The 22681-nt window shown below is 37.0% G+C and carries 26 protein-coding genes and 1 pseudogene; 21 read left to right on the forward strand and 6 right to left on the reverse strand.

Translation table 11 applies throughout. The features are described 5' to 3' along the window. Positions 1–9 precede the first annotated feature (9 nt). The 3 genes from CYK55_RS04545 (at position 10) to CYK55_RS04555 (ending at position 1495) form a co-directional block, all read left to right on the forward strand. On the forward strand, positions 10–483 hold the full coding sequence (locus CYK55_RS04545) for a GtrA family protein (protein ID WP_034688469.1): 474 nt from the start codon (positions 10–12) through the stop codon (positions 481–483). 80 nt (positions 484–563) lie between these two features. Then, positions 564–1166: a superoxide dismutase gene (locus CYK55_RS04550; RefSeq protein WP_126134007.1), complete on the forward strand. Its 603-nt coding sequence runs from the start codon at positions 564–566 to the stop codon at positions 1164–1166. A 128-nt stretch (positions 1167–1294) separates the two neighbouring features. After that, positions 1295–1495, forward strand: a complete 201-nt coding sequence (locus CYK55_RS04555; protein ID WP_010735910.1) for a cold-shock protein — start codon at positions 1295–1297, stop codon at positions 1493–1495. Between the two features lie 97 nt (positions 1496–1592). On the opposite strand, the gene CYK55_RS04560 is transcribed toward CYK55_RS04555, so the two are convergent. Further along, the gene (locus CYK55_RS04560; protein ID WP_241234794.1) at positions 1593–1928 is read right to left on the reverse strand and encodes a hypothetical protein; all 336 of its coding nucleotides are present in this window, start codon (positions 1926–1928) and stop codon (positions 1593–1595) included. A gap of 403 nt (positions 1929–2331) precedes the next feature. Between CYK55_RS04560 and CYK55_RS04565 the strand changes: the two genes are divergently transcribed. The 8 genes and pseudogenes from CYK55_RS04565 (at position 2332) to CYK55_RS13935 (ending at position 5639) form a co-directional block, all read left to right on the forward strand. Further along, a complete protein-coding gene (locus CYK55_RS04565) occupies positions 2332–3546 on the forward strand; it encodes an LCP family protein (protein WP_034688465.1) in 1215 nt (404 codons plus the stop codon). A gap of 705 nt (positions 3547–4251) precedes the next feature. Further along, entirely contained in the window at positions 4252–4467 is a 216-nt protein-coding gene (locus tag CYK55_RS13710; protein ID WP_235186322.1) for a hypothetical protein, read from the forward strand. 45 nt (positions 4468–4512) lie between these two features. Next, a complete protein-coding gene (locus CYK55_RS13715; RefSeq protein WP_235186321.1) occupies positions 4513–4770 on the forward strand; it encodes a hypothetical protein in 258 nt (85 codons plus the stop codon). Further along, complete coding sequence (locus tag CYK55_RS13720; protein ID WP_241234795.1) at positions 4767–4955, forward strand: hypothetical protein; 189 nt, start codon at positions 4767–4769, stop codon at positions 4953–4955. The genes CYK55_RS13715 and CYK55_RS13720 overlap by 4 nt, the downstream gene beginning before the upstream one ends. Beyond that, complete coding sequence (locus tag CYK55_RS13725; protein WP_241234796.1) at positions 4934–5128, forward strand: hypothetical protein; 195 nt, start codon at positions 4934–4936, stop codon at positions 5126–5128. Before CYK55_RS13720 ends, CYK55_RS13725 begins: the two co-directional genes overlap by 22 nt. A gap of 16 nt (positions 5129–5144) precedes the next feature. Beyond that, positions 5145–5408, forward strand: a complete 264-nt coding sequence (locus CYK55_RS13730) for a hypothetical protein (RefSeq protein ID WP_241234797.1) — start codon at positions 5145–5147, stop codon at positions 5406–5408. A gap of 15 nt (positions 5409–5423) precedes the next feature. Further along, positions 5424–5513, forward strand: a pseudogene (locus tag CYK55_RS13995) (hypothetical protein); the annotation flags it as partial. 27 nt (positions 5514–5540) lie between these two features. Next, positions 5541–5639, forward strand: a complete 99-nt coding sequence (locus tag CYK55_RS13935; RefSeq protein WP_326273372.1) for a carbohydrate-binding protein — start codon at positions 5541–5543, stop codon at positions 5637–5639. Positions 5640–5815: 176 nt separating this feature from the next. On the opposite strand, the gene CYK55_RS04575 is transcribed toward CYK55_RS13935, so the two are convergent. Next, positions 5816–6298, reverse strand: coding sequence for a TspO/MBR family protein (locus CYK55_RS04575; RefSeq protein WP_034688463.1), 483 nt, complete (start codon positions 6296–6298; stop codon positions 5816–5818). A 366-nt stretch (positions 6299–6664) separates the two neighbouring features. On the opposite strand from CYK55_RS04575, the gene CYK55_RS04580 reads away from it, so the two are divergent. The 3 genes from CYK55_RS04580 (at position 6665) to CYK55_RS04590 (ending at position 10068) form a co-directional block, all read left to right on the forward strand. Next, the gene (locus tag CYK55_RS04580) at positions 6665–8215 is read left to right on the forward strand and encodes a fibronectin type III domain-containing protein (RefSeq protein WP_126134008.1); all 1551 of its coding nucleotides are present in this window, start codon (positions 6665–6667) and stop codon (positions 8213–8215) included. Positions 8216–8556: 341 nt separating this feature from the next. Further along, positions 8557–9135 (forward strand): lytic polysaccharide monooxygenase, encoded by a 579-nt coding sequence (locus CYK55_RS04585; RefSeq protein ID WP_034688459.1) that lies wholly within the window; start codon positions 8557–8559, stop codon positions 9133–9135. A gap of 216 nt (positions 9136–9351) precedes the next feature. After that, complete coding sequence (locus CYK55_RS04590; RefSeq protein ID WP_126134009.1) at positions 9352–10068, forward strand: YcjF family protein; 717 nt, start codon at positions 9352–9354, stop codon at positions 10066–10068. 114 nt (positions 10069–10182) lie between these two features. Here CYK55_RS04590 and rlmD read toward each other — a convergent pair whose 3' ends face one another. Next, positions 10183–11559, reverse strand: coding sequence for a 23S rRNA (uracil(1939)-C(5))-methyltransferase RlmD (rlmD, locus tag CYK55_RS04595; protein WP_034688457.1), 1377 nt, complete (start codon positions 11557–11559; stop codon positions 10183–10185). Positions 11560–11664: 105 nt separating this feature from the next. Here rlmD and recX point away from each other — a divergent pair, with 105 nt between their 5' ends. From recX to ntdP, 3 genes are all read left to right on the forward strand, one after another. Next, positions 11665–12465: a recombination regulator RecX gene (gene recX, locus CYK55_RS04600; protein ID WP_034688455.1), complete on the forward strand. Its 801-nt coding sequence runs from the start codon at positions 11665–11667 to the stop codon at positions 12463–12465. Then, a complete protein-coding gene (gene mutY, locus CYK55_RS04605; protein ID WP_034688453.1) occupies positions 12458–13642 on the forward strand; it encodes an A/G-specific adenine glycosylase in 1185 nt (394 codons plus the stop codon). The genes recX and mutY overlap by 8 nt, the downstream gene beginning before the upstream one ends. A gap of 92 nt (positions 13643–13734) precedes the next feature. Beyond that, positions 13735–14268, forward strand: a complete 534-nt coding sequence (gene ntdP, locus CYK55_RS04610) for a nucleoside tri-diphosphate phosphatase (RefSeq protein ID WP_010735893.1) — start codon at positions 13735–13737, stop codon at positions 14266–14268. Between the two features lie 47 nt (positions 14269–14315). On the opposite strand, the gene CYK55_RS04615 is transcribed toward ntdP, so the two are convergent. Continuing rightward, positions 14316–14762, reverse strand: a complete 447-nt coding sequence (locus CYK55_RS04615; protein ID WP_034688452.1) for a GNAT family N-acetyltransferase — start codon at positions 14760–14762, stop codon at positions 14316–14318. A gap of 135 nt (positions 14763–14897) precedes the next feature. On the opposite strand from CYK55_RS04615, the gene CYK55_RS04620 reads away from it, so the two are divergent. The 4 genes from CYK55_RS04620 to CYK55_RS04635 all read left to right on the forward strand — a co-directional run bounded on the left by CYK55_RS04620 (position 14898) and on the right by CYK55_RS04635 (position 19835). After that, positions 14898–16022 carry an AI-2E family transporter gene (locus tag CYK55_RS04620; RefSeq protein WP_034688451.1) on the forward strand — a complete coding sequence of 375 codons (1125 nt, stop codon included), beginning with the start codon at positions 14898–14900 and terminating at the stop codon, positions 16020–16022. Positions 16023–16160: 138 nt separating this feature from the next. After that, positions 16161–17537, forward strand: coding sequence for a hemolysin family protein (locus tag CYK55_RS04625; protein WP_034688450.1), 1377 nt, complete (start codon positions 16161–16163; stop codon positions 17535–17537). Between the two features lie 245 nt (positions 17538–17782). Beyond that, a complete protein-coding gene (locus tag CYK55_RS04630; protein ID WP_126134010.1) occupies positions 17783–19363 on the forward strand; it encodes a peptide chain release factor 3 in 1581 nt (526 codons plus the stop codon). A gap of 244 nt (positions 19364–19607) precedes the next feature. Further along, a complete protein-coding gene (locus tag CYK55_RS04635) occupies positions 19608–19835 on the forward strand; it encodes a flagellar motor switch protein (RefSeq protein ID WP_235186316.1) in 228 nt (75 codons plus the stop codon). 13 nt (positions 19836–19848) lie between these two features. Here CYK55_RS04635 and CYK55_RS04640 read toward each other — a convergent pair whose 3' ends face one another. Both CYK55_RS04640 and CYK55_RS04645 read right to left on the reverse strand, forming a co-directional pair. Further along, the gene (locus tag CYK55_RS04640) at positions 19849–20169 is read right to left on the reverse strand and encodes a DUF1827 family protein (RefSeq protein WP_034688448.1); all 321 of its coding nucleotides are present in this window, start codon (positions 20167–20169) and stop codon (positions 19849–19851) included. A 193-nt stretch (positions 20170–20362) separates the two neighbouring features. After that, positions 20363–22600: an ATP-dependent Clp protease ATP-binding subunit gene (locus tag CYK55_RS04645; RefSeq protein WP_126134011.1), complete on the reverse strand. Its 2238-nt coding sequence runs from the start codon at positions 22598–22600 to the stop codon at positions 20363–20365. Between the last annotated feature and the right edge of the window lie 81 nt (positions 22601–22681).

Here is a 22681-nt window from a genome sequence, read left to right on the forward strand (position 1 = left end):
GGTAGAAAAATGAAGATTTATGTTCAATTTAAAAGCTATTTAGAAAGTAAAGGATATTGGGAAGTTTTCACCTATCTATTTTTTGGTGGATTAGCAACAATTGTCAACTTCGTCAGTTATGCAATCGCGCAACAAATCTTCCAGTTATCGATGCCAGTATCGAATACGATTTCTTGGATTTGTTCTGTTTTGTTTGCATTTGTCACCAATAAGGTATGGGTGTTTCGATCCAAATCTCCTAGTTATACGCATTTATTTATCGAATTTGGGAAATTTGTTTTTTACCGAATCGTTTCTTATGGACTAGACATGGGCGCCATGATCTTGATGATCAATGGTTTGGAAATGAATGATTATGTCGCTAAAATCATTACACAGATCTTAGTTGTATTGGCAAATTATGTCTTTAGCAAATTATTTATTTTCAATAAGACAGAAATTATCGAAGAACCAGCAAAAACCAGTAAAAAATTGGAAGACTAGGCATAACAATTGAAGAATTCCCCTCACTTTGTTACTCTTTTAGTGTAAAGAGACCCAACAAATTTGAGGAGGAATTTTTTATGACTTACACATTACCAGATCTACCTTATGCATTTGATGCATTAGAACCATATATCGACGAAGAAACGATGCATTTGCATCATGACAAACATCACAATACTTATGTGACAAACTTAAATGCAGCAATCGAAAAATATCCTGAACTAGGTGAAAAAACAATCGAAGAATTGCTTTCAGACATGGATGCTATTCCATCTGACATTAAAACTGCTGTACGTAATAATGGTGGTGGACATGCGAACCATTCATTCTTCTGGAAAATCATGGCACCAAATGCTGGTGGCGAGCCAACAGGAGCAATCAAAGACGCAATTAACGAAACATTCGGCGATTTTTCAACATTCAAAGAAGAATTCAAAAAAGCAGCGGCAGGACGTTTCGGTTCTGGCTGGGCGTGGTTAGTACTTGAAGATGGCAAACTTGCAATCACTTCTACTGCCAACCAAGACTCACCATTGATGGAAGGCAAGAAACCTGTTCTAGGTTTAGATGTTTGGGAACATGCTTACTACTTGAAATACAAAAATGTACGTCCTGATTACATTGAAGCTTTCTGGAATGTTGTGAATTGGGATGAAGTGAACAAGCATTTCGCAGACTAAAATAGCGTTCTTCCATTTACTATAGAATTTAGAAAATTAACGGGGCAATGCTTGCGAGCGTTTTCTAAATTCGGTATAATGTTTTTGCAAGGGTTACTTGCAAGAACTTTTTTGGAGGCTATATATTTATGGAACACGGAACAGTAAAATGGTTCAACAATGAAAAAGGATTTGGGTTTATTACAGTAGACGGCGGAGACGATGTATTTGTACATTTCTCAGCAATCCAAGGCGATGGCTTCAAAAGCTTAGAAGAAGGCCAAGAAGTAGAATTCTCTATCGTTGAAGGTGCGCGTGGTCCTCAAGCTGCTGAAGTATCTAAATTATAAGATCATGTTGACGAAAAAAGAAGATACGGCTTGTCGTATCTTCTTTTTGTTTCTTTATTTTTCTTTCTGGAAAAAATGGTGTTATAAGAAAAATGAGTTAATTTTGATTATTGCCATACATAATTTCTTTGATTTTTTGGACTAAGTGCTTATTATCTGAAGTAGAAAAATCATTGTAGGTAGTAATATAAGGAATTTCATTTTCATAGCTGATTATTTTGGTGGGGGCCTCAGCTGTACGAATAATCAAGTCAGGATTCAGCAATAATTCATTTGTGAAAAGGACATTCAAATAAAAACGTAAATGGTTTTGTAAAATTTTTACATATAATAATTCGATAGTTAAAGGATAATCACTTTCTAATTTCACTTTGATCTCTTTATCAAAAAATATCGGTGGGGCAATGACTAAAAATACTTCGATCTCTCGCATATGGAGAGCTATTAGGTTGTTTTAATAATATTTACTTGAACAATCACTTATAATAAATTAAAAAAATGGAGAGAACGGAGAAGTTGTTTCATTTCCGGATTTCTCCGCTTTTTTTTGCTGGAAATGCATAATAGGAAGGCATAAACAAAGCTAAAAAAACTAGTTTTTTTTATGTATTGAACAAAAATCATAAAAATCCAATAAAACGTATAAAAAGAATTGCTTTCTTTCTTTTCTGTTTATGCGCCCTATGGTATGATAATTAAGAATTTTACAAAAAAATACATATAAATCACGAAGAAAAACACTATTTTTTAAAGTTTTATTAGAATTAAGTAGTTGGATTGCTGAATGATTAGGTGTATGAGAGAATAATCAAGAATATGTATGATAGAGGTGTAGTATGAAGCGGTGGCAAAAAGTGATATTGACTTTATTGGGAATAATCGTACTTCTCATCGGCGGAGTTTCAGCTTATGGAATCAAGTTTATGGGAGAGGCGAGCCAAACAGTCAATCGGATTTCAAAACAATCTGATCGTGTATCAGCAAAACGTGACGATCAAGTAAGTATTGATGATCAAGAACCCTTTTCAGTTTTATTATTAGGATTAGATACAGGAGGCCTTGGGCGAACAGAACAAGGAAGATCCGATACGATGATGGTCGTGACCGTCAATCCACAACAAAAGAAATCAACGATCATTAGCTTGGATCGAGATATCTATACGAATATCGTCGGGTATGGGACGGTCGATAAGTTGAACCATGCCTATGCATTTGGTGGTGTAGAGATGGCAATGGATTCGATTGAACAATTACTTGATATCCCTATTGACCACTATGTCACAATCAATTTGGATGGTATGAAGGACTTGATCGATGCAGTAGGTGGGATCGAGATCGACAATAAAATCGACTTTACTCTAGATGGCGTCCATGTTCCAGAAGGAAAACAAACAGTTGATGGTGAAACAGGGTTAGCATATGCAAGAATGCGTCATGAAGATCCTGAAGGTGATATCGGCCGACAAGCACGTCAACGAGAAGTTGTGACGAAAATTGTCAATAAAGTAGTCAGTCTTGATGGCGTTAGCAATTATCGAAAACTTTTAGATGCGGCAGGTAACAATGTGACAACTGATTTGGATTGGGATGACATGCTAGATATCGCAACGAATTATACCTCTGCTTTCCAAACAATCAAGCAAGATCAGCTAAAAGGAAAAGACACGATGATCAATGATGTGTACTACCAAATACTAGGTCAAAATGACTTATTATCGATCCAAAATCAATTGAAAAAACAATTAGAGATCAAGCCAAGTGATACGTTGCCTAACTTAAAAAATGATAATGCCTATATGATGTTTTATGATGACTCAGAAAATGGTGAAGGTGATACCGCTGCTAATACCACAACCGGTGAGACATCTGAGTATTCACAGGATACGTACAATCAATATGGCACCGATGGGTATGGTCAGCAGTCGGTCTATTCAGAAGACACCTCTCAATACTACGACCCAAATCAGTATAACCAGCAACAATATTATGACCCATATGGCGGTCAACAAAATGATCAAAGCACAGAGACTTGGACAGGCAATGGCTATTAATAACAAAGATTTGTTCATCTGATTCAAACAAAAAATAAAATGAGTAGGTATCGAAATTTAAGGATACATCCTTAAGTTTCGATATTTTTTGTTTTATTTTTTAAATCATGTTATTTTTTATGTTTTTAGTTTTTTTATAACGGGAAAAATTAAAATGATCGATAGATTTAATTTGATTACAGAAATGTCTTTAAAATGTTTATTTAAAATATTTTTTTACATTTATTTAATAAAAACCGAGTATTTATATATATATTTTTTTTTTTATACTCAAAATAAAAAAAATTATTATTATTTAAATATGTTATATTTTTAGTTTTTATTTGTTATGATATCGTTGTGTAAGAGGGAAATACATAGCACGAGATAAAATTGTTGATAGGGGATAAACAGATTAATAAAAAAATGTTCGTCTAAAGAAATTATTGGCTGACGCTGCATTATGCAGTTTGCTAGTCGCACCATTGTTTTTGAATGAACAACAAAGTGCTGCAACAGAACAAGCAATCAAAACAACACCTGATTTTGGTGTAGGTTAAGGTGTTGAATGGCCAGAACAAGTCGTTACACCATTTGTTGATATGACGGCTTATACGTCAGATACAGAGTTATTGAATAATGGCGCGTTGAATCTAGCAGCAATCGCAAAGGAAATTGGGTGAAAATTCTTTAATTTAGGATTCATGCAAGCTAAAGGAATCAAAGATGGTAAGATCGATTGGGCGTGGGGCAGATTTGCCGGATTGCGTGAGAATGACAGTGATCAATGGCAATATGAAGGTATCAAAAAAAACGATCCGTGAATTAAGAACGGTTGGTGTAGATGCTGCTGTTTCATTTGGTGAACTGAACACAGGTGCTTTCTGGCAAGTCAGCCATGATGAAGATATGCTTTATGATGCTTATATGAAAGTTGTTTAAGGATATGGCTTTGCTCGTGTAGATTTTGATGTGGAAGTAGGGGCGATGGGCTATACAGAAAACTTACTCAATGCGAAAGCAGTCAAACGACTACAAGATACTATAGGAGTGCAAGTAACGTTGACATTGCCTGTTATGCCAACTGGTTTGATTTCAACTGGACTATCCGTATTGCAAGCTTATTTAGAAGCAGGTGTCGATTTGACCAATGTCAATATTATGACGATGTGTTATGGTCCAAGTGTCACTGATCATGCACAAGGATCATTAGATGCGGTCGACCATACTATGTGGTCCAATTGAAGAATCATTATCGCCAAAATGCTGGTATCACTTTGACTGATGAAGAAGCGTATACAAAATTAGGTACAACTCTTTCGATTGGTTTTGAGAATGAAAAACATCATACTTCACGACAGAAATGTTCAATCAAGTTGTCGAACATGCAAGAGAACGTAAAATTGGAATGGTTTCTTATTGGTCGATGAACCGCGATGCAAAAACAGATGGTGGACAAGGGCAAGTAAAGAACCAATTTGAATTCTTAAAAGTGAGTGAAACAGTTGCTGAAGGTAATGAGGGCGGTGGAAGTGAAACTCCGGAAGATAAAGAAAAACCATCTGTTCCGACAAATCTTTCTGTTTGGAACATTAAAAAATAGCGCGCATGTCAACTGGATGGCGACGACTGACAATGAAGGTGTGGCAAAATATAACTTGAGATTAGTAGGGAATGGACAAACGATCAATGTTACGACTACTTCTCTTTCATACGCGTACACAAACTTAAAAGATGATATAAAATATACGGTAGAAATCAATGCTGAAGATCGTTCTGGAAATATTTCGGATACGGCAAAAGTTGCATTCACAATTTTAGCGAATGTAGTAGATCCAGGGGAGCCGGGAGAACCAGGCGAACCAGGAGAGATTCCTGCATAGGAAGCGACAAAAGTTTACGTAAGTGTTGATGTTGTTTCTTACAAAGGAGCATTATACCGTGCCAAATATTGGGCACAAAACAGTATTCCAAGTGAGTTAGGTTTGTATGGTCCTTGGGAATTGATTTCAGGAATGCCAGAAGGTGACCATGAGATCGCCGCGTGGGAAGCGAATAAAGTTTATGTACAAGGAAATCGAGTGACGTATAATGGGATCGTTTATGAAGCGTAAGATTGGACACATAACAACGAGCCAAGCGAATCTAGTTTGTACGGTCCTTGGAAACAGATTGGATAAAACATTCGAATAATAGGATCGTATAAAAAAGCTACGTGGGCATTCACGTAGCTTTTTTTCATTGTTGTGTGATTCATTCTAGTAAGTTGTTATTAGTTAAAACCTATCGATTAATTCAAAATAAAAATCGCGTAATTCAAGATAGATGCAAAAAATACCCATAAATAGTAAGGAATCGTCAACCACATGGCTGTACGATTGTGCAGCCATAAATGATAGACCAAAGCTGTTAAGAAAATCATTAATAAAGTGATATCGATTGCTGAAATCAACGTATTTCCAAGGTTGAAGAATAAAGCTGACCATAAAAGGTTGAAGATAAATTGAATAGTAAAGAGCCATAGTAGTTTAGAGCGGTGTTTTTGATTTTGTGTATTTAGAATAAAGTACAAAGAAATACCTATTAAAATATAGAGGACCGTCCACATAGGGCCAAAAATCCAACTAGGTGGTGCAAAAGCTGGGAGTTGTAACGAGTAATAATATTTTCCTGGATTGCCGCTAAGAATGCCAGATAAAAATCCCAAAGCAACGATTCCGATCATGCAAACCCACAAACGATAATCTTTTAATCGATTGATAGTGTATACCATAAAAAAACTCCTTTCTTTAGACAGTTTAACATAATTATTTATAACAGCATCTATTTATGGCTTGTGATTCATTAAGTTATTTTAAAAAATGTTAATATAGCGTACATATTGACCAAAATAAATTAGTAACGAGGTGATTAAATCATTGTTAAAAGCATTTTTGTGTTGATTTTCAAACATTGTTGCAATGCCGGACATTTTATTTTTTACTTTTTTATTTAACTATAAAATGGAGATAGAACGATTAAATAACCTTAATTTCTTTTTTTATTTTGTTATATTATTTTGAGTTATCTGATATTATAAAATTTGTAATCGATTACGAACAAGGGAAATAAATTAGTTGAATGGGGAGAGTTTGAAAAAATGAAGAAAAAAAGTTTAAAAAAATTATTAGCTGGAGCAGCTTTGTGTAGCTTGTTAGTAGCACCATTGTTTTTAAATGAAGAGCAAGGAGCGGCAACAGAGCAAACAGTTCGCGCAACACCTGATTTTGGTGTTGGTCAAGGAATCGAGTGGCCAGAACAAGTCGTAGCACCATTTGTAGATATCACAGCGTATACTTCAGATGAAGTACTGTCGAATAAAGGTGCTTTGAATATGGCAGAAATTGCTAGAGAAACAGGGCAACGTTTCTTTAATTTAGGATTTATGCAAGCTAGAGGAATCAAAAATGGTAAACTTGATTGGGCTTGGGGAAGCTTCAATGGTTTGAGTGAAAGTGATAATGACAAATGGCAATATGAAGGAATCAAGCAATCGATCCGTGAGTTAAGAGAAGTAGGCGGAGATGCAGCTGTGTCATTTGGTGGATTAAATTCTGGAGCCTTTTGGGAAGTGGCACAAGATGAAGACATGCTTTATGATGCTTATATGGAAGTGATCCAAGGTTATGGTTTTACACGTATTGACTTTGATGTAGAAGCAGGTGCTATGGGATACCACGAAAATTTAACAAATGCTAAAGCGGTAAAACGATTACAAGATGCAACTGGTGTTGATGTAACGTTGACATTACCAGTTATGCCTACAGGATTGATTTCCACAGGATTATCTGTCTTGCAAGCTTATTTGGAAGCGGGTGTTGACTTAACTAACGTGAATATCATGACGATGTGTTATGGATCAAGTGTTACAGACTATGCGCAAGGTTCATTAGATGCGGTAGACAATACAATGATCCAATTAAAAAATCATTACAAACAATACGCTGGTAAAACATTAACGGATGAACAAGCTTATGCAAAATTAGGTACGACTCCTTCTGTAGGATTTGAAAATGAACAACATCCTTACTTTACAACAGACATGTTCAACTTAGTTGTACAACATGCCAAAGAACGAAAAATCGGTATGGTCTCATACTGGTCAATGAATCGTGATGCCAAAGTAGACGGTGGTCAAGGGCAAGTGAAAAACCAATATGAATTCTTAACTGTCGGTCAAAGATTTACAGATGGTTCCGAAATGCCTGAAGATACACAAAATCCATCAACACCGACAAATGTAGGCTCAGATTTCATTACGACACAGCGTGCGCGTATCAATTGGACAGCATCAACGGATAATGATCGCATTGCTCGTTATAATCTTAAATTAACAGGTGCGGGGGAAACAGTATCAGCGACAACAATGGCTGTATCTCATACCTTTGAAAACTTGAAGAGCAATACGACTTACACCGTTGAAGTGATTGCGGAAGACCGTTCTGGAAATATTTCGGATGCAGCAACTTATACTTTTACTACACTTGAAGAATCAGAATCTACTCTACCAACTTGGGATCCTGAAACTGTTTATTTTGAAGGGGATCGTGTTACATATGAAGGGCTGATCTATGAAGCAAAATATTGGACACAAAATGATATTCCGAGTGAATCTGGCCCGTATGGTCCATGGAGCCTTGTGACTGAATAATCGCTCCCTACTTATTACTTCATAGAAAAATGATATATCGTAAAAATTATTAATAACTTATATGAAAAAATGATATTTAAGTTATTATTTATATAAATCTTAAAAAGAAGAGAGCCTGAAATAAGCTCTCTTCTTTTTGTTGAAATGTTAAGAAAACATTAATTATATCATAAAAATATTTAGGTGATCAACTATCTTTACCGCTAGTTAATCCTTGTTAAATTAATGTTTTATTCTTTTTTTAAAATTAGTTTATCCGAGATAAAGTTATAAAAGCATAATGTTTGTTTTTATTTTAGAAAACGTTTACAATGAATCTATCAAATATAGGAGGTTCAGTTATGAAAAAGTTTAGTGTTATGATGTTCGTAGGAATTGTTATGTTAGGTTTGTTTGGTTTTGGTACATCTGGTTATGCACATGGTTATGTAACATCTCCAGGGAGTCGTGCTTATTTTGGCACAGCAGCCGCAGGTAATTTGAATCAAAACGTTGGACGCGCACAATGGGAACCACAAAGTATTGAAGCGCCTAAAAATACATTTATCGATGGAAAAATCGCGAGTGCAGGTGTTAGTGGATTTGAACCATTAGATGAACAGACAGCAAGTCGTTGGCATAAAAGTGTAATTAATTCTGGTGCTTTGAATATCACTTGGAACTTAACTGCACAACATCGTACAAGCACTTGGGATTACTATATTACAAAACCAGGTTGGAACCAAAATCAACCTTTGAAATTCAGCGATTTTGAATTGATCACAAAAATCGATGATAAAGCAACAATTCCACCAAAAACAGTAAATCAAACAATTACTGTTCCTCAAGATAGAAAAGGCTACAACGTGATTTTGGCTGTTTGGAATATTTCAGATACAACAAATGCGTTCTATCAAGTAATTGATGTCAATGTTCAATAGAGAACCCTTGAAGAGAACTCTTTTTAACTGATCATATAAAAGAACACCCATGAAGTGACTCTCGTTTTCATTTCATGGGTGTTTATTTGTATGCTCGAACCAGCCCAAATCAAACGGTGTGGCGTTAGATGAGGAGCCCATTTTTTGGCGAACTTCAGGTTGTATTGTATGATAGAAATAAGGATATAAAAAGGGAAGGGTTACGGAGGAAATCAAATGAAAAAAATTTTACGAAAAAAAAAGAAAAATAAAGAATCGATTGAAGATACTGTAATCGAAAATGAAGAAACAAAAATAGAAGAAATATTGGAACAAACACCTGAAGAACAAAAAGAATTTGCTTCCTTTTTCGCTGAAACAATGAAAAGACTTCCTCAAAAAACATCCTCAGCTATTTTACGAAATTTTGATTCGTCAAAAAGCAAAGCGGAACAAACATTAGCAAAGAGTAAAACACAATTCGATCGTTTATTTGAAGAATTCTTAAAAGGGGTAGATGAACCCTTACGTAGAAAATGCCATGCAACGATTCATGCGGCCTCTTTGACAGCGGCGATCATCGGTTGTTCACCGATCCCATTTTCAGATGCTTTTTTACTTGTACCTGTTCAGCTAACGATGATGGGACGTCTCCACAAGTTATTTGGACAATCATGGTCTGAATCATTAGGTAAAAGTGTCTCAAAAGAGTTGATCGTTGTCAGTTTAGGTAGAAGTGCAGTAGGGAATATCATTAAAATCATTCCGGCAGTAGGTACAGTGGCTGGTGCAGCGATCAATGCAACAGTCGCTAGTACGATCACCGAATCATTAGGATGGATCACAGTAAAAATGTTGAATGATGGCGAAGATATTTTTGATGATGTCATGTCTTTCAAGGGGCAAGTTCAAACACTTTTTACTTTATTGAAACGAAAAAAACAAATGAAATAAGGTTTGATCAGAAATAATCGAATAAAAAATAAGCATTGACCTCGGAAATAGTTTTGACTATTAAGTAGAGGAAAGTGCTTATTTTTTATAAGGATTCCGGCTGGCGTAACTGAATTATTTTTTTGTTAATTTCACGACGACTTCACAACGTGCTGTTTGAGGGAACATGTCGACAGACTGCAGATACTCGACGTGAAATACTTTCGCTAATTGGACGAGGTCTCTTGCTAAAGTCGAAACATTGCAAGAAATATAAACGAATTTTTGTGGTGGATTTTTTAAAATTGCTTGGATCAACTGCTCATCCAAACCAGTACGTGGCGGATCAACGATGATCCCATCCGGACGAAAGCCTTCATTCAACCACTTTGGTAAGAGCTCTTCTGCCGTCCCCACTTCATAACGAGTATTCTCATATCCTAATCGTTGTGCGTTTTTCTGTGCATCTGCGATGGCTTGAGGGATAGTATCCATTCCACGCACTTCTTTTGCTTTGTTTGCCACACTCAAACCAATTGTCCCAACACCACAATAAGCATCTACGATTGTTTCTTCTGGTTGGATGGCCAAAGCTTTGATTCCCTCACCGTATAAGACTTCTGTTTGTTGAGGATTCAACTGGAAAAAGGCACGAGGCGAAAGATCAAAAGTTACTTCATTGATCCGTTCCTCAATAGCTTCTTTTCCCCAAAGGTGTTTTGTTTCGTCACCCATCACGAGGGAGGTTTTTAAAGGTTGCACGTTTTGCATGATCGAAACGACTTCAGGGAGTTGTTGATTGATCTCACGAATCAGAGTATTTTTTTGTGGGAATTTTTGGCTCCGGGTGATAAAGACAACTTGTAGCTCACCTGTCTGTATACCCACTCGAACCATGATTGTGCGGAAAATTCCGCTATCCGCACGTTCATCATAAATCGGTAAATCATATTTATTCAATAAATCGACGATTGTATTCATCACTTTTTGTGTTGCAGGCTCTTGCACTAAACAATCAGTAATCGCCACTAAGTCATGAGAATTGGCTTGATAGAGTCCAGCTTCAATTTTATCTGTCTGTTTATTTTTTCTCAATTGAAATTGCGCTTTGTTCCGGTAACGCCATGGATCCTCCATTCCAATCGTAGGTAAAAGTGGATACTTATGATAACCGGCGGGTTTGAATTTTTCTAAGGCTTGCAAAAGCAAATCTTTTTTGAAATCGAGTTGTGCATGGTACGCTAAATGTTGCAATTGGCAACCACCACATTCATAGTAGACTGGACATGGAGCAGTCACACGGTCACTACTTGTTTTTTTGACTTTGACGAGTTGGCCTTCGGCATAGCGAGGGGTCGCTTTGGTGATCTTCACTAGAACTTCTTCTTTAGGAAGAGCATACGGAACAAAGACGATCATGCGTTTAAAGTAGCCGATTCCTTCTCCGTTGATCCCTAAACGTTTAATTTTTAATGTGATCGTTTGGCCGTTTTTAACAATTGCTTCTGGCATAGGTATCTCCCTTTTTATCATTATGTGGCTATATTCTAACATATTATAGCGAAAGTTGGGGATTTTCTATGTTATGATAGGAATATATGTTCGAGGAGGGATAGTTTGCTTTCTATTGCAAGAATCAGTAAAGGCAAGGGGCCTTTTTATCAGATCGATCTATCAGATGGCGAAACACTACAAGTATCAGAAGATATTTTAGTACGCTATCGTTTATTAAAAGGACAAGAATTGACAGAAGATAAATTAGCTGAAATCAAAAAAAGTACAGGTTATGATTTTGGTTTACAACAAGCATTAAATTATTTGAGTTACCAATTACGAACGGAAAAAGAAATTCGGATCTATTTAAAAGATAAAGAGATCGGACAAGAAGACCGTCATAAAATCATTGAAAAATTAAAAGGATTAGGTCTTGTTGACGATTTGACGTTTGGTGAAAGTTACGTCCGAACGAATATGCGTTTGAGTGATAAAGGACCAAAAAAATTAGCTCAACAAATGCAACAAAAAGGGCTCTCACCAGAAGTGATCGAGCAGTCTTTAAGCCAGTACCCATTTGAAGAGCAAGTAGAAAATGCACGGCAAACAGCGGAAAAGACTTACGAAAAAAATCGAGCCAAAAGCCAAAAGGATCTATTACGGAATATCCAACAGAAATTGATGACAAAAGGATTTACCAATGATGTGATCCAAGAAGCGATGCAAACCTTACCTCAAGAAACCGATCCAGAAGCTGAATATGAGCTTTTAGTACAACAAGGAGAGAAGATCTGGCGTAAGAATAGTCGCTTTGAACCTCAAAAGAGAAAGATGAAAGTAAAGCAGGGTCTCTATCAAAAAGGCTTTGATTTTGAGATGATCCAGCGCTTTATTTTAGAAAAGGAAGAAGAAGCAAGTGAGTAGAGAATGGGAAAAGTGGTCCTTAGAAAAAACAACAGAATTTCAAGAACGTTTTATTGAATGGTATGAACTTGAAAAGAGAAATCTTCCTTGGCGTTACAATCAAGACCCTTATCGTATTTGGATATCAGAAATCATGTTGCAACAAACCAGAGTCGATACAGTCATTGATTATTTTTATCGCTTTATGGAGTGGTTCCCAACCATCGAAGCGTTGGCGCAAGCACCCGAAGAAAAACTTCTGAAAGCTTGGGAAGGCTTAGGTTACTACTCGCGGGCCAGAAATATTCAAGCTGCTGCAAAACAAATTATGGAAGATTTTGACGGAAAGATGCCACAAACGCCGGAAGAAATCAGTACATTAAAAGGGATTGGACCTTATACAACAGGGGCAATCGCAAGTATTGCTTTTGGGCTACCTGAACCAGCGATTGATGGAAATGTCATGCGTGTAGTTAGTCGGCTGTTCTGTATTGAAGAAGATATTGCGAAAGCATCGAGTCGCAAAGTATTTGATCAAGCCATGCGAAAAATCATTGACGAAGAGCATCCGGGTGAGTTCAATCAAGCATTGATGGATCTTGGCTCAGCAATCTGCACGCCGACCTCGCCTAAATGTGAGGAATGCCCGATCCAAGCTTTTTGTTTAGCAAAAGAAAAAGGGATCCAAACCGCCTATCCTGTCAAAACAAAAAAAGCAAAGCCGCGAAATGTTTATTATGTTTGTGCAGCGATTGAAAACGCAGAAGGTGCTTTTTATTTTGAACAACGAGATCACCAAAAATTACTGGCTGATATGTGGACATTTCCGATGGCAGAAGTAACGAAAGAGGTATACGAAAAACTAGAAGCAGACTGGCAACCTAAGAACGAAATCAGTTTGTTTGATGAGGTTTTAGTCGCCGAAGATGTTGCTTCAGTATTGCCTTTTGCTCATGCGGATAAAATCGTATGGCAAAAACGTCACTTAGGGGAAGTGACGCATATCTTCAGTCATCTGAAATGGCATGTTTTATTGTTTTATGGTCGGTTGCCTAAGACTGAAAAAGACCTATCTGAAACTGGCAAACAGACGCAGTGGCTGATACCAGAAGCATTTAAACAAGTGGTTTTCCCAAAAGTACAAATGAAGCTAGTCGAGCAGTTGAATAAAAATCGAAACAATAGTAATCCTTTCTAGGCAAAGATGATTTTTATTGCTATAATAATTACGATGTCGGTGTAATGAACACCCCAACACAAAGCACAAAATGTTGCTAAGGAAGGATTGCGATGGGAGTTCCAAAAGAAGGAGAGTTTGTAACGATCCAAAGTTATAAACACGACGGCAAATTGCATCGAACGTGGCGTGATACCATGGTATTGAAAACAAGCGAACATTCAATGATCGGTGTCAATGATCATACTCTTGTAACAGAGTCTGATGGACGCCGTTGGGTGACGCGAGAACCAGCGATTGTATACTTTCACAAAAAATACTGGTTCAATGTAATAGCAATGATCAGAGAAAAGGGGGTTTCCTATTATTGTAATCTGGCTTCACCTTTTTTATTAGATGATGAAGCATTAAAATATATTGATTATGACTTAGATATCAAGGTTTTTCCTGATGGCGAGAAGCGCTTGTTAGATGTCGATGAATATGAAATGCATAGTCAAATGATGAATTATCCAAGTGATATTGACTTCATTTTAAAAGAAAACGTGAAGATTTTGGTTGACTGGATCAATAATGGAGATGGCCCATTCTCAGAAGGCTATATTGATATTTGGTATGACCGTTACAAGCAATTGTCGCAAAAGTAAACGAAAACAGTAAGTAAGTGAAGGAATCTTCATCTTACTTACTGTTTTTACTTGGATGCTTCACAAGTTTTTTTCATGTTGAGATGTTGGATGCCCGCATCTTCGAAGACTTCACCGTAGGCTTGATAATCAAGCTTCTCGTAAAAAGGAATAGCGGTCAGTTGAGCGCCTAATTTTATCGTATCAAAGCCTTGGTTTTTAGCAAAAGCCTCTGCTTCTCTTAGCAAGACTTGCCCCAAACCTTGTTGACGATATTCAGCAAGGATTGCCATACGTTGGACTTTTATCTGGCCATTTTCGAGTGGTAGTAAACGAACAGTACCTTGCGCCTCCTGTGCATCTGTATAAAGGACGAAATGGATACAATGTGCCTCATCCTGATCGATTTCTCTCTCAATGGGAACACCTTGCTCGACAACGAAGACTTGGTTTCTGATACGTACAGCATCGAGATAGATCGGACTCATCGTATCTTTTGTATGAACTACTTTCATTAAACAGCCACCTTTCTTTTCAGTAGTATACTGTAAAGTGATCGGAATGGAAAGTGCATAAAATAAAATCAAAAATAACAGATTTTTTCAAAAGAATGTTATATACTATCTTAAAAAAGGAAAGAAGTGAATTATTTGTTCGATAAGTTAAAACAATCAAAGTTGATGTTCTGGTCATTTGAATTGCTGATTTTAGCAACATTGATCTTAGTCTCCTCGAAAATCAGCTTTGTCTTCCAACCAATCGGGACATTCTTCTCCACATTATTTGCACCAGTTTTGATTGCTGGTTTTTTGTATTATATTTTGAATCCAATCGTTGGATTATTGATGAAAACAAAAATGAAACGGATCTGGGCAGTAGCAATTGTACTGTTATTGTTAGTTGCCGCTCTGATCTGGATCTTGTTAAGCGTCATCCCAAGTTTAGTCCAACAAATATCTTCCTTGGCCTCTAACACGCCGAACTTTATCCGCCAAGTAGAGACTTGGTTAGGAGAAGTTGCACAATGGTCCGTATTCAAAGATGTCGATATCAATAAATATTTTGAACAACTAGATATTTCATATGGCACGATCATCCAACAATTTCTGAGTGGCTTGTCTAATAGCTTAGGTTCGATCGTTGGAACGATTGCTTCAGCGACCATCGTTATTATTACCGCGCCGTTCATCTTGTTTTACATGCTGAAAGATGGTGAAAAACTTGTACCGAACATCAAACGTTTCTTTCCAGAAAAACGAAGAGAGCAAATCGTTGAGTTGTTAGGGCAGTTGAATAAAACGTTAGCTAATTATATTAGTGGCCAAGCAATCGAATGCTTATTCGTTGGTACATTCACCTTTCTAGGTTATTTTGCACTAGGCGTAGATTATGCTTTCCTTTTCGGAGTAATTGCTGGATTGACTAACCTCATTCCTTATTTAGGGCCATATTTAGGTTTAGCTCCTGCCTTTTTAGTGACAGTATTTAATGATCCATTCAAAGCATTGCTATGTTGTGTGGTCGTTTTGATCGTTCAGCAACTAGACGGAAATATCATTTATCCGAATGTCATTGGTAAATCATTGAAGATCCATCCACTAACGATCATTATTGTTTTACTTGTTGCGGGAAACATTGCCGGTTTACTAGGGATTTTTCTAGGTGTACCTTTTTATGCGATCTGTAAAACAATCATTTCTTATGTCGTCAAGATCGTAAAAGAAGATAAACAAAACGAGAACAAGAAAAAAATTGCGACGACTCTTGAATCTTAATGATCTTCTTAATGATCTAATGGGTATTTTTATTGCAAAGAAAATCGCTTTATGATACCATTTTAACGTGGCTAACTTTAGCCACGTTTTTTTCTTTAAAAAAATAAAAATTTAAATGAATAAGGAGAGAATGCGATTATGAATGCTGACCCTGAGAGTCAGTCGCTGTTAGCGCAAATTTTATTATTGATCATTTTGACATTGATCAATGCTTTTTTAGCAGCTTCCGAAATTGCAGTTGTATCGATCAATAAAAATCGGATCGAACAAAAAGCGGAAGAAGGAGATGTTAAATCTAAAAAGCTTTTAAAAATATTGCAGAACCCAAATAACTTCCTATCAACTATCCAAGTAGGAATCACTTTGGTCAATATTTTATCTGGTGCATCTTTAGCTAATACTTTATCCGTAAGATTAGCCCCACTATTAGGTGGCGGTGCCGCAGCAAGAAGTATTGCAAATATTATCGTACTGGCTATTTTGACCTATGTTTCGATTGTTTTTGGAGAATTATACCCGAAAAGGATCGCTTTGAATAAATCAGAAGAGGTAGCGAATTTTACCTCAGGTATGATCCGAATGATCGGTGTCGTAGCGAAACCTTTCGTGTGGCTGTTATCTGCATCTACCAGCTTGCTGGCACGGATAACACCAATGACTTTTGACGATGAAGATTCAAAGATGACCCGCGACGAAATGCGGTATATGCTTGAAAACGAAGGGGTATTGAACAACGAAGAGTTGGAAATGCTTCAAGGTGTCTTTTCTTTAGACACAAAAGTTGCAAGGGAAGTAATGGTTCCTCGAACAGATGCTTTTATGATCGACATTAATGACTCCATTGAAGAAAATGTCAACGAAGTACTATCGGAGAATTACTCAAGGATTCCTGTTTATAATGAAGACAAAGATAAAGTTGTTGGAATCCTTCATACGAAAAATTTATTAAAAGCTGCCCATAAATTTGGGTTCGAAAATTTAGAGATCAAAAAAATCATGCAAGAACCACTTTTTGTTCCAGAAACGATTTTTATTGATGATCTATTATATGAAATGAAAAAAACACAAAACCAAATGGCGATTCTATTAGATGAATATGGCGGAGTCGTAGGTTTAGTGACACTGGAAGATCTACTTGAAGAAATCGTTGGAGAAATCGATGACGAATCAGATGAAGTAGAAAATCTCTACGAACAAGTCGGTGACTATGAATATATCATTCAAGGTCGAATGCTGATCGATGAATTTAATGAGGCGTTTGAAAGCAATCTCCATATGAGTGATGTGGATACGATGGCTGGCTACTTGATCACAGCTTTGGGCATGATTCCCGATGAAGGAGAAAAACTTTCATTCGATGTTGAAAACATTACCTTGATTTCTGAAGAAATGGAAGGTTCTAGAATACTTAAAATTCGTGTGATCTTCCATGATCCAGAAGAGATAGAAGCTGAGCCTGAAGAAGAACGTCGCTATTTCAAAAAAGATTTTGAAGACGACGAACCACGAAGATAAGACACCTTCGATGATCTTTTAACGAAATGAAGAGCGGATATATTACTTGCTTTCTGAAGTGATGTATCTGTTCTTTTTTTGGAGATATCAAATGAAAAGAAAAAGTAAAACTGTTTCGCTTACTTTTTCAATCAGAAGATCCATGCTATACTATTTGAGTTGAAGAAAAGGATAGAGGATCTATCGAATAGTTGAAGGGTTTCTTTTTATTGAAGCAATAGACAAATGAAGAATGGAGTAAATATATGAACAATCCAGAATTAAAACAGCAAGTGGACAATCGACGCACATTTGCGATCATTTCCCATCCGGATGCGGGGAAAACAACGATCACCGAACAACTGCTTTTATTTGGTGGTGCGATTCGCCAAGCAGGAACGGTCAAAGGAAAGAAAACAGGTAATTTTGCAAAATCCGACTGGATGGAAATCGAAAAACAACGTGGAATTTCTGTTACCAGTTCAGTGATGCAATTTGATTATCATGGTAAAAGAGTCAATATTCTAGACACACCTGGGCATGAAGATTTCTCAGAAGATACGTATCGTACCTTGATGGCGGTAGATAGTGCGGTCATGGTCATCGATAGCGCAAAAGGGATTGAAGCACAAACGAAAAAACTTTTCCAAGTAGTCAAAAGAAGAGGAATTCCTATCTTCACCTTCATCAATAAATTGGATCGAGATGGTCGAGAACCGCTTGATTTATTAGAAGAATTAGAAGAGTTATTAGATATCGAATCTTGTCCAATGAATTGGCCAATCGGTATGGGGAAAGGACTGGAAGGATTATACGATATCCATCATAATCGAGTAGAATTTTATCGTCCTGAGAATTATCAAGATGAACGCTTAGCTCAATTAGATGAAGAAGGCCACTTGCCAGAGAATCATCCGCTCAGAAATAATTCATTGTACGAGCAAGTATTAGAAGAAGTAGAGCTGTTAAAAGAAGCCGGGGATTCCTTTAATGAAGAAAAAATCGCACGTGGGGAGCAGACGCCAGTATTTTTCGGTTCAGCTCTAACTAATTTTGGTGTTCAGACATTTTTAGAAACATTCGTTGATTTGGCGCCATCTCCTTATGGACATAAAACACGTGAAGAGCAAGTAGTCAGCCCGTATGAACAAGAGTTTTCTGGGTTTGTCTTTAAGATCCAAGCCAATATGAATCCAGCTCACCGAGATCGTATTGCATTTGTACGAATCTGTTCAGGTACATTTGAACGTGGAATAGACGTTTCATTACAGCGGACGAACAAAAAATTGAAATTGAGTAATGTCACGCAGTTTATGGCAGATGCCAGAGAAAACGTTGAAAATGCTGTGGCAGGAGATATCATTGGTGTGTATGACACTGGAAACTATCAAATCGGTGACACATTATATGAAGGAAAACTAAAAGTAGCTTATGAAGAATTACCTTCATTTACCCCTGAGCTTTTCATGAAAGTAACGGCTAAAAATGTGATGAAACAAAAATCATTCCACAAGGGAATCAATCAATTGGTACAAGAAGGTGCCATTCAATTATATAAAACCTATGTGACCGAAGAATACATCATCGGAGCAGTTGGACAATTGCAATTTGAAGTTTTCCAATATCGGATGTTGAATGAATACAATGCAGAAGTGATCATGTCGCCAATGGGTAACAAGATTGCCCGTTGGATCGAGCCGGAAGATCTGGATGAAAAAATGAGTTCTAGTCGTAACATCTTAGCGAGAGATCGCTTCGATCAACCGCTATTCTTATTTGAGAATCAGTTTGCAGAGCGTTGGTTTGCGGACAAATATCCAAACGTAAAATTAAAAAGTTTGATGTAATCAGTGATTCCTATTGCCTGTACAGTGGTTCCCTTTTAAAATAAAAACTTAAAAATATTCATTTAGCATATAAATTAAAACGAACACACGACGATTCCTGTTTTCAGTGAATTGTCGTGTGTTTTTGTTGGATCTTAACGTTTTTTTGTTTATTTTGAAAAAATCAATTAAAATCAAATAAAAAAACAGATTAGAATATTTTTGCGTACATATATATAAAATAAGCAAAGAAAGTAGGGATCAAATGGAAACAGAAATCGAAAAAAAACAGCGTATTGAAAGAAAAAGAGCAAAAATGCGTCGAGTATGTCAAATGTTGGATATTGAGAATTGGGAAAAAAATGAACGAATCGTCACAGAAATACGCTCGATCATCCAAACGGATCGACCTGTAAAGGGGAGGGAAGTTGGAAATAGGAAAAAGAAAAAAGGGAATGCCAAGTACCTTCGACAAAACCCTTTTGATTCATGATTTATTTTTTTACCTACATAGCAATTGGTGCATTTAAATTTTTTTTTGGAATAGAGATTTCTACTAAGCCCGGTAACTCGATCACTTGGATGTCTTCAGGATGGTACTCAGCGTCATGGATTTTTTTTAAGAAGTAATGTTGGATTTCTTCAATTTCCTTTGGTTGGATATTGCGATTTTCATTCATCAGGACGATTTCATTGTGCTCGGGAGCTTCTGTATAAATAACGGTTGTGTTTCCTGCGGTATACACCTTCACCATATGTGCATCTGTATTTTCTAATTGATTTAAAACTAATCGTGAATGACTGTTTGTTACATTAACTAGTTTCATGGCGCTCACCTCTCTTATGTATTTAAGAAATAACTTACATTAATTATAATTTTTTTTTAGTAAAATGAACAGCATTTTGTCTTCTTAAAAATGAACGGATGAGAAAAAATCGTTACTTCTTTTCCAAAAATAAAAACAAAAGCGGAGAGTGACAAACTCTCCGCTCGATTTTTACTACCATACTAACAAGGAATTATTCTGTCGGTTCGTTGTTTGCTTCTTTGACCAAACGTTCAGGTTTAGACGTAATGACGATTTTGCCGTCTTTATCTAATTTTGCTTTAAGATCTGAGATCGTTGGATGATCAAGATAGAATTCGGCAATGCCGTCTTCGATTTGTTCTTGAATCGTCCGACGTAATGGTCGGGCACCCATTGATGGATCGTAACCAAGATCAACCAGCTTTTCTTTGACATTCGTAGGAACGTCCACATGTAATTGTTGAGCCGCCAACAATTGATTGACATCATCAAGCATGAGAGTAACGATCGTCATCAAGTTTTCTTTTGATAAAGCACTGAACTCGATGATTCCATCAAAACGATTCAAGAATTCTGGTGTGAAGTAGTTGTTCAATTGATTCAAGACAGAACGAGTCACACCTTCGCGAGCAGCACCAAAGCCAACATTGGCTTCTACTTTTCCAGTTCCTGCATTACTTGTCATAATGATGATTGTATCTTTGAAGCTGACCGTACGACCTTGCGCATCGGTTAAACGTCCATCATCTAAGATCTGTAGGAACATGTGTAAGACATCTGGATGTGCTTTTTCTACTTCATCAAGCAGAACCAGACTATACGGGTTTCTACGTACTTTTTCAGTCAATTGACCAGCTTCTTCGTAACCGACATAGCCTGGAGGGGAACCAATCAATTTTGCGACACTGTGTTTTTCCATGTATTCTGACATATCAAAACGGATCATCGATTCTTCAGATCCAAACAATTCATAAGCTAGTTGCTTCGCTAATTCTGTTTTACCAACACCAGTAGGACCAACAAATAAGAAAGAACCAATCGGACGGTTTTTCTTGCTTAGACCAACTCGATTACGACGAATGGCTTTGGCTACCCGGTCAACCGCATCGTCTTGCCCGATTACATGTTTTTTCAAGTCGTCCGCTAAGTTTTTCAATTGAGTTTGTTCTTTTTCTTTCAGTTCACCAACTGGGATGCCTGTACGTTGTTCAACGATTTTTTCCATATCCTTTTCAGAGATTACTGGGATTTCTTCTTCTGAGAGTTGCCGTTCTTGCATTTTTTTTAATTTATTGATTTGATCGCGATAATAAGCTGCTTTTTCGAAATCTTCTTCTTTAGAAGCCAACAACTTTTGTTCTTCCGCTTCTTCCAATTTCTTTTCGATCATTTTTGGATCAACGATTTGGATCGTTAAGTTTTTCTTAGATCCTGTTTCATCCAGTAAATCGATGGCTTTATCCGGTAAAAAACGATCTTGGATATAGCGATTGGACAATCTAGCCGCAGCTTCGACTGCAGCATCTGTGTATTTGACATGATGATAGTCTTCATAGCGCTTTTGTAATCCTTTTAAAATACTGATCGTTTCATCTACAGAAGGTTCATCAACACGAACAGGTTGCATGCGGCGTTCTAACGCAGCATCTTTTTCAATGATCCGGTATTCATTCAATGTCGTTGCCCCAACCATTTGTAATTCGCCACGAGCTAACGCAGGTTTTAATATGTTTCCGGCATCCATGTTACCATCGCCAGCTGAACCAGCCCCAACGATTTCATGAACTTCATCTATAAATAAAATGACATTTTCGGCTTGTCTGATTTCTTCGATCAGTTTTTGCATCCGTTCTTCAAATTGGCCTCTGATTCCTGTGCCTTGGACAAGTGAAACAACATCTAAGCGAATCACTTCTTTATCTAGTAATTTTTGTGGAACATCGCCATCAACGATTTTTTGAGCGAGTCCTTCAACCACAGCCGTTTTACCGACACCTGGTTCTCCAATCAATACAGGGTTGTTCTTTGTGCGACGATTCAAGATTTCGATTACGCGCTTGATTTCATCATCTCGGCCGATGACTGGATCGATTTCACCTTGGCGTGCTTCTTCTGTAATATTGATACCGTATTCGCCTAAAAGACCATCTGAAGCGGGTCCTTGTGGTGGTTGTCCACCATTGAAGTTGTTGTTCCCACCAAACTGAGTAGGGGGTGTTTGTTCATAATTTCCTTGTTGTTGCATTTGACGAGACATCGAACGAAACAGATCGTCCAGACTCCCAAAGCCAAATGGATCATTTTGGGCCATACTTGTTAGACCTCCATTTTGCTGATTTTTGATTTTTTGGTAACAGCTCTGACAATAGTCAAGTTGTGTACGTTGGCCATTGACAGTCGCATACAAGTGAATCGTTGCTTCATTTTTTCCACAGTTTTGACAAAGCATAAAACATTCACGTCCTTTCAAACATTAGTCATTAAGTCTATTTTACATCGCGCCTATCTTTGGGTAAAAGAATAACACTCG

Origin of the sequence: Enterococcus mundtii, from assembly GCF_003957375.1 — a bacterium.
Classification (GTDB): domain Bacteria; phylum Bacillota; class Bacilli; order Lactobacillales; family Enterococcaceae; genus Enterococcus_B; species Enterococcus_B spodopteracolus.